This is a genomic window from Spirulina sp. CCY15215 (assembly GCF_016888125.1).
In the GTDB taxonomy this organism is placed as follows: Bacteria; Cyanobacteriota; Cyanobacteriia; order Cyanobacteriales; family Spirulinaceae; genus CCY15215.
This window is the reverse complement of record NZ_JACSWA010000521.1, coordinates 1-4,322: the sequence shown is the minus strand read 5'-3', so window position 1 is coordinate 4,322 and position 4,322 is coordinate 1. Positions and strand designations below refer to the sequence as shown.

Below are 4,322 nucleotides of genomic sequence, written 5' to 3'. Positions count from 1 at the left end.
ATTTAACTGAAAATTTAACTGAAAATTTAACTGAAAATTTAACTGAAAATTTAACTGAAAATTTAACTGAAAATTTAACTGAAAATTTAACTGAAAACCTTCTAATGGCATTAGTCTTAAAGCGATCGCAGGAAATTAAAGAATTTCCTTAAATTGTTTTGTAATCCTTCATTTTGAGCAAATTTTTGCTTATTCAAAAGCAATCCCGCTTTACTGTTCACTTCTGAAAGAGTTGGATAAATATGAATTCCTGTCAGTGCTTTCACCGGTAATTTATTGGCCATAGCCAGAACAACTTCATGAATTAATTCTCCTGCGGAAGGACCCACCAGATGCGCCCCTAAAATCTCCCCGTTGGCGCGAGTAATAATCTTACCAAAACCTTTAGTTGCATTCTCTGCTTGAGCGCGATCTACCCCAGCAAAAGGCTGTTTTAACACATAAACATCATCCCCATATCGATCGCGCGCCTGTTTCTCTGTTAAACCCACTCGTGCTAGTTCTGGTTCGGTAAATGTTGCCCAAGGAATAACACGATAATTTGCTTTCGTAGAGAATAGTCTTGTAATGGGAGAAAACAGAGCATTAGTAACAGCAACTACTGCTTCATAACCGGCAACGTGAGTGAATTGATAGCCCCCAATAATATCGCCACAAGCAAAAATACGTGGATTTGTCGTCCGTAAATCTGCGCCGACTTTTATCCCTTTTTGATCATATTGAACCCCTGCTGCTTCTAAATCCAAAGTATCTACATTAGGAATGCGTCCCGCAGAAACTAAAATTTCATCGGCAATAATTTTCTCTCCTTCTCCTTCTTTTGGACCCGCCCACAAACATTTTTTGCCGTTAATCATTTCGACTTTCTTGGCTCGAGAATTCTTAATAATGCGAATACCTTCCGACTCTAATTGTTCTTCTACAACTGCTGCTGCTTCTGGGTCTTCCTTGGGCATAATTTTATCGTGACTGGAAATAATTGTTACTTTTGCTCCCAAACGATGGAAAGATTGTCCCAATTCGCAGCCAATGGGACCCGCACCAATAACAATTAAAGAATCTGGGCATTCTTGTAGGGAAAAAACTTGTTCGTTGGTTAAATAACCCGCTTCTTTTAAGCCTTCAACAGGAGGAATTGCGGGGCGAGATCCCGTCGAAACGACAAACGATCGCGCTTTTAATTGTTGTCCGTTAACTTCAAAAGTTTCCCGATCGATAAACTTTCCCGACCCAAAAATGACCTCAACTCCCAACCCGCGAAATCTTTCTGGGGAGTCGTGGGGTTCGATCGCCTTAATCACACTTTGCACATATCCCGTCGCTTCCTCAAAGTTGATTTTCGGGGCATTGGTATAAATGCCAAAACGAGAACTCTGTTTGATTTCATGAGCGACTCGGGCAGCATGAATTAAGGATTTACTAGGAACGCAACCATACCAGAGACAGTCTCCCCCCAGTTTATCTTTTTCTACCAAAGCCACTTTAGCGTTGAGTTGAGCGGCGACACTAGCAACCACTAAACCCCCAGAACCGCCTCCTATGATAACGATATCGTAATTTACTGCCATTTTTTTACCTTCCTTTGCGATTGTAAATTTGCCATCAGGGGTTTGGAGACCAAACCCCTACAAACCCCCAGAACTGTCTCCTAATTATGACGATATCGTACATTTCCCGTGCCGTTGTGACAAAATCGCAACAATTAACGCGATCGCCTTATCTCATTAGAAAACCTGTTATGACAGGAACAGCAAGTAAAACAGGAAAAATAGGTATGAGACATAAATTAGAGCCAACTCCGCTTTGGATCCAATGGATTCTCGCTACGAGTCTATCAATTCCTTTAGGTTGGGGGATTTGGGGATTAGCGTTTCTCATTCCATTTCTAGATTCTCAGTCACCGATCGCCAGATTCATATTTTTTGCAATGATCGTGATGACTTTTTTGCCCTTGGGTGTGAGTCAATGGGCGATATTGCGTCGGCGAATTCGCCATGCAGTTTGGTGGATTCCTGTAACGGCGATCGGGGTAATCTTGGGATTATTTGCAGCCTTCTGGAGTTTATCTTTGTTTCGGCTTAATCCTTCTTCTGGACTGCATTTCTTTATCGGTGCTTTTTTTGGGGGAGGGTTCCTCGGTTTTCTGCAATGGCTTGTCCTTAAATCTGCTGGAAAAAGAGCCTATTGGTGGATTCTGGCCAGTGGTTTCGGGTGGATGGGGAGTGTCAGTTGGTTTGCTTTATATTCGATGAGATTCTTGTTTGGTAGCGCTAACCCGTGGGAAATGACAGGTTGGTTTGTATTAGCTGGAGCGAGTGGGGCAATGGGTGGCATGATTAAAGGGGTTGCTCTCGCTTGGATTTTAGCTGTTCCGCGCAATGGCGATCGCGCTTCTCAAAAAGAATAAAGGCGATCGCGATCGCACCCTCTCCGTATTTTCCGTCATCTCCAAACCCGATCGCATTCCTACGATCGTTACGAGGACTATCACCGCGCATCCAGGAAAAAAGAGGGATGATATAAATGTAGATAAGGAAGTCAAGGCAAAGAATCATGTTTAACCAACTCGCTCTCCTCCCCGGTGCTATCTCTGAAATTTTCGCTACTGCTACCGAAACAGGCATTTTAACTCTTTCCGATCGCTACGGCTTAATGGCTGCAACTTTAAATGAAAACCTTGAAGAAGAAGAAAGACGAGTTGTAAATCGCCTCTTACAGTCCATCAAACGTGGACGCATTCAAATCGCTACAGCCTAAACACGACGCATTCAAATCGCTACAGCCTAAACACAAGTTTTTCAAGTTTGACTTCCTCTCACTCTTTTTTCCCCTGACATGGCAAGATGTCGGGGGATTTTTTTATGAGGCGATCGCGCGATCTCGATCGCTTTTAACCTCTCTGGCGATCGCATTATTTCTGTATTTTCCATCACCTTAAAACCCGATCATATTCTCATGTTTTCCAAGAGTGGTATCACCCTGCGATCGAGAAAAAAGGGAGATAATGTAATTGTTGATAAGGAAAGCCAAAAATAAATCATGTTTAACAAAATTGAACTTCTTCCTGGTGCTATTTTTGAAATACTTGTTTCTGTTGCCGATACTGGTATTTTGACCTTAAGCGATCGCTACGGCTTAATGGCTGCAACCTTTAAAGAAGATTTAAACGAAGAAGAAAGAAGAGTTGTCGATCGCCTTCTTTATGCCGTCAAACGAGGCAAAGTTTTGGTAAGCTCTCAATAAGGCTTGATAGCAATAATCGTGCGATGGCGCGGATCGCTAGGAGTTGTAATACGATGCTCGAAACCAGCTTCTTTTAAAGCAGCTTCCACATCAAAAGTATAGAAATCATCGCTCCAAGGTTCGGTGCTTTTCATCAAGACAAATAAAGCTGGGGGTAAACTTTGAATCACAGGAGATTTGGGGTTATTATCGATAATGCTCAAAATGCCACCCGGTCGCAAAATTCGCAACATTTCTTTAAAAATTGCTTTACTGGCGTAACGGGGTAACTCGTGAATGACAAATTGTAGGCTAATAATATCAAAACTGCGATCGCTCAATCCGGTATTTTCTGCATTAGCATGAATCCAGCGATCGATCTCGCCTTTTTTATCGCAGATCTTGGCTACAGAGAGCATATAAGGAGATAAATCTAAGCCAACTGTACGCAGGGGTTCTTGTTGTCTCTGACTATAGTAACGATGTAAAGTTAGAGTAGATATTCCCACAGAACAACCGACATCGAGAATATCACTAACAATAGGAGGACTATATTCACCGAGAATTTTGTGAAAGTTCCCTCGCATCCGATTTTCGGCTTCTTGCCAAGTTAAGTTTTCTCCTTTCCACACCCGCAAACCCATTGCTTTTGTTGCAGATTCAGCTTCAAAGGCAGCAGCCCAACAGAGATTTCCCTCACTGTAAGCATGAAAGGGAACTTGATAATATTCAGGATAAGTGATGCTTTGATTTGTAATTTTAGAGAGAAGACTTTTTACTGGAGTGCGATCGAGTTTCTGATAAGTTTCGCGCCAAGGAATACCATTTTTTTCGGCAGTTTTGATGAGAACTTGCCGGGCTTGGCCTTTCATAATGTTATAGAGGGGTTTAGTCTGGATCAAGAGATTAACAAATCGAGAGAGAATATCTTCACCCGCCCAATCGGGTTTGAGTTTGTTGGTCATTGGTCAGTTGAGAAGAGATATATCTCTGATTGTCTCATAGATGATCTGACGGGGGCTTTGCCTAGTCAAAAATCTGTGAAGCAGGAAATCTTGAATGCGAGTTCAAGAATCTCCCGCTCTTCTTGGTCAGCATTC

General features: G+C 42.2%; 7 protein-coding genes. 4 read left to right on the top strand and 3 right to left on the bottom strand.

Annotated features, from left to right (window positions below; all coding sequences use genetic code 11):
• Window positions 1-116: 116 nt before the first annotated feature.
• On the bottom strand, window positions 117-1,568 hold the full coding sequence (locus tag JUI58_RS17825; protein ID WP_204105153.1) for an FAD-dependent oxidoreductase: 1,452 nt from the start codon (window positions 1,566-1,568) through the stop codon (window positions 117-119).
• 86 nt (window positions 1,569-1,654) lie between these two features.
• On the opposite strand from JUI58_RS17825, the gene JUI58_RS17820 reads away from it, so the two are divergent.
• The 3 genes from JUI58_RS17820 to JUI58_RS17810 are packed head-to-tail and all read left to right on the top strand — an operon-like array spanning window position 1,655 to window position 2,757.
• Complete coding sequence (locus JUI58_RS17820) at window positions 1,655-2,407, top strand: hypothetical protein (protein ID WP_204105152.1); 753 nt, start codon at window positions 1,655-1,657, stop codon at window positions 2,405-2,407.
• Window positions 2,379-2,561 (top strand): hypothetical protein, encoded by a 183-nt coding sequence (locus JUI58_RS17815; protein ID WP_204105151.1) that lies wholly within the window; start codon window positions 2,379-2,381, stop codon window positions 2,559-2,561. The genes JUI58_RS17820 and JUI58_RS17815 overlap by 29 nt, the downstream gene beginning before the upstream one ends.
• Window positions 2,554-2,757 carry a hypothetical protein gene (locus JUI58_RS17810; RefSeq protein WP_204105150.1) on the top strand — a complete coding sequence of 68 codons (204 nt, stop codon included), beginning with the start codon at window positions 2,554-2,556 and terminating at the stop codon, window positions 2,755-2,757. Before JUI58_RS17815 ends, JUI58_RS17810 begins: the two co-directional genes overlap by 8 nt.
• Before the next feature lie 41 nt (window positions 2,758-2,798).
• Here JUI58_RS17810 and JUI58_RS27085 read toward each other — a convergent pair whose 3' ends face one another.
• Window positions 2,799-2,930 (bottom strand): hypothetical protein, encoded by a 132-nt coding sequence (locus JUI58_RS27085; protein WP_275414372.1) that lies wholly within the window; start codon window positions 2,928-2,930, stop codon window positions 2,799-2,801.
• Window positions 2,931-3,039: 109 nt separating this feature from the next.
• On the opposite strand from JUI58_RS27085, the gene JUI58_RS17805 reads away from it, so the two are divergent.
• Window positions 3,040-3,243 carry a hypothetical protein gene (locus tag JUI58_RS17805; RefSeq protein ID WP_204105149.1) on the top strand — a complete coding sequence of 68 codons (204 nt, stop codon included), beginning with the start codon at window positions 3,040-3,042 and terminating at the stop codon, window positions 3,241-3,243.
• Here the strand turns inward: JUI58_RS17805 and JUI58_RS17800 are convergent.
• On the bottom strand, window positions 3,237-4,187 hold the full coding sequence (locus JUI58_RS17800) for a class I SAM-dependent methyltransferase (RefSeq protein ID WP_204105148.1): 951 nt from the start codon (window positions 4,185-4,187) through the stop codon (window positions 3,237-3,239). The two genes, JUI58_RS17805 and JUI58_RS17800, sit on opposite strands and share 7 nt — an antisense overlap.
• Window positions 4,188-4,322 lie beyond the last annotated feature (135 nt).

Excerpts from the sequence above, each read along its gene's own strand:
- JUI58_RS17805 (WP_204105149.1), top strand. The coding sequence starts at position 3,040 with ATGTTTAACAAAATTGAACTTCTTCCTGGTGCTATTTTTGAAATACTT.
- JUI58_RS17825 (WP_204105153.1), bottom strand. The coding sequence starts at position 1,568 with ATGGCAGTAAATTACGATATCGTTATCATAGGAGGCGGTTCTGGGGGT.
- JUI58_RS27085 (WP_275414372.1), bottom strand. The coding sequence starts at position 2,930 with ATGGAAAATACAGAAATAATGCGATCGCCAGAGAGGTTAAAAGCGATC.
- JUI58_RS17800 (WP_204105148.1), bottom strand. The coding sequence starts at position 4,187 with ATGACCAACAAACTCAAACCCGATTGGGCGGGTGAAGATATTCTCTCT.
- JUI58_RS17820 (WP_204105152.1), top strand. The coding sequence starts at position 1,655 with ATGACGATATCGTACATTTCCCGTGCCGTTGTGACAAAATCGCAACAA.
- JUI58_RS17815 (WP_204105151.1), top strand. The coding sequence starts at position 2,379 with ATGGCGATCGCGCTTCTCAAAAAGAATAAAGGCGATCGCGATCGCACC.
- JUI58_RS17810 (WP_204105150.1), top strand. The coding sequence starts at position 2,554 with ATGTTTAACCAACTCGCTCTCCTCCCCGGTGCTATCTCTGAAATTTTC.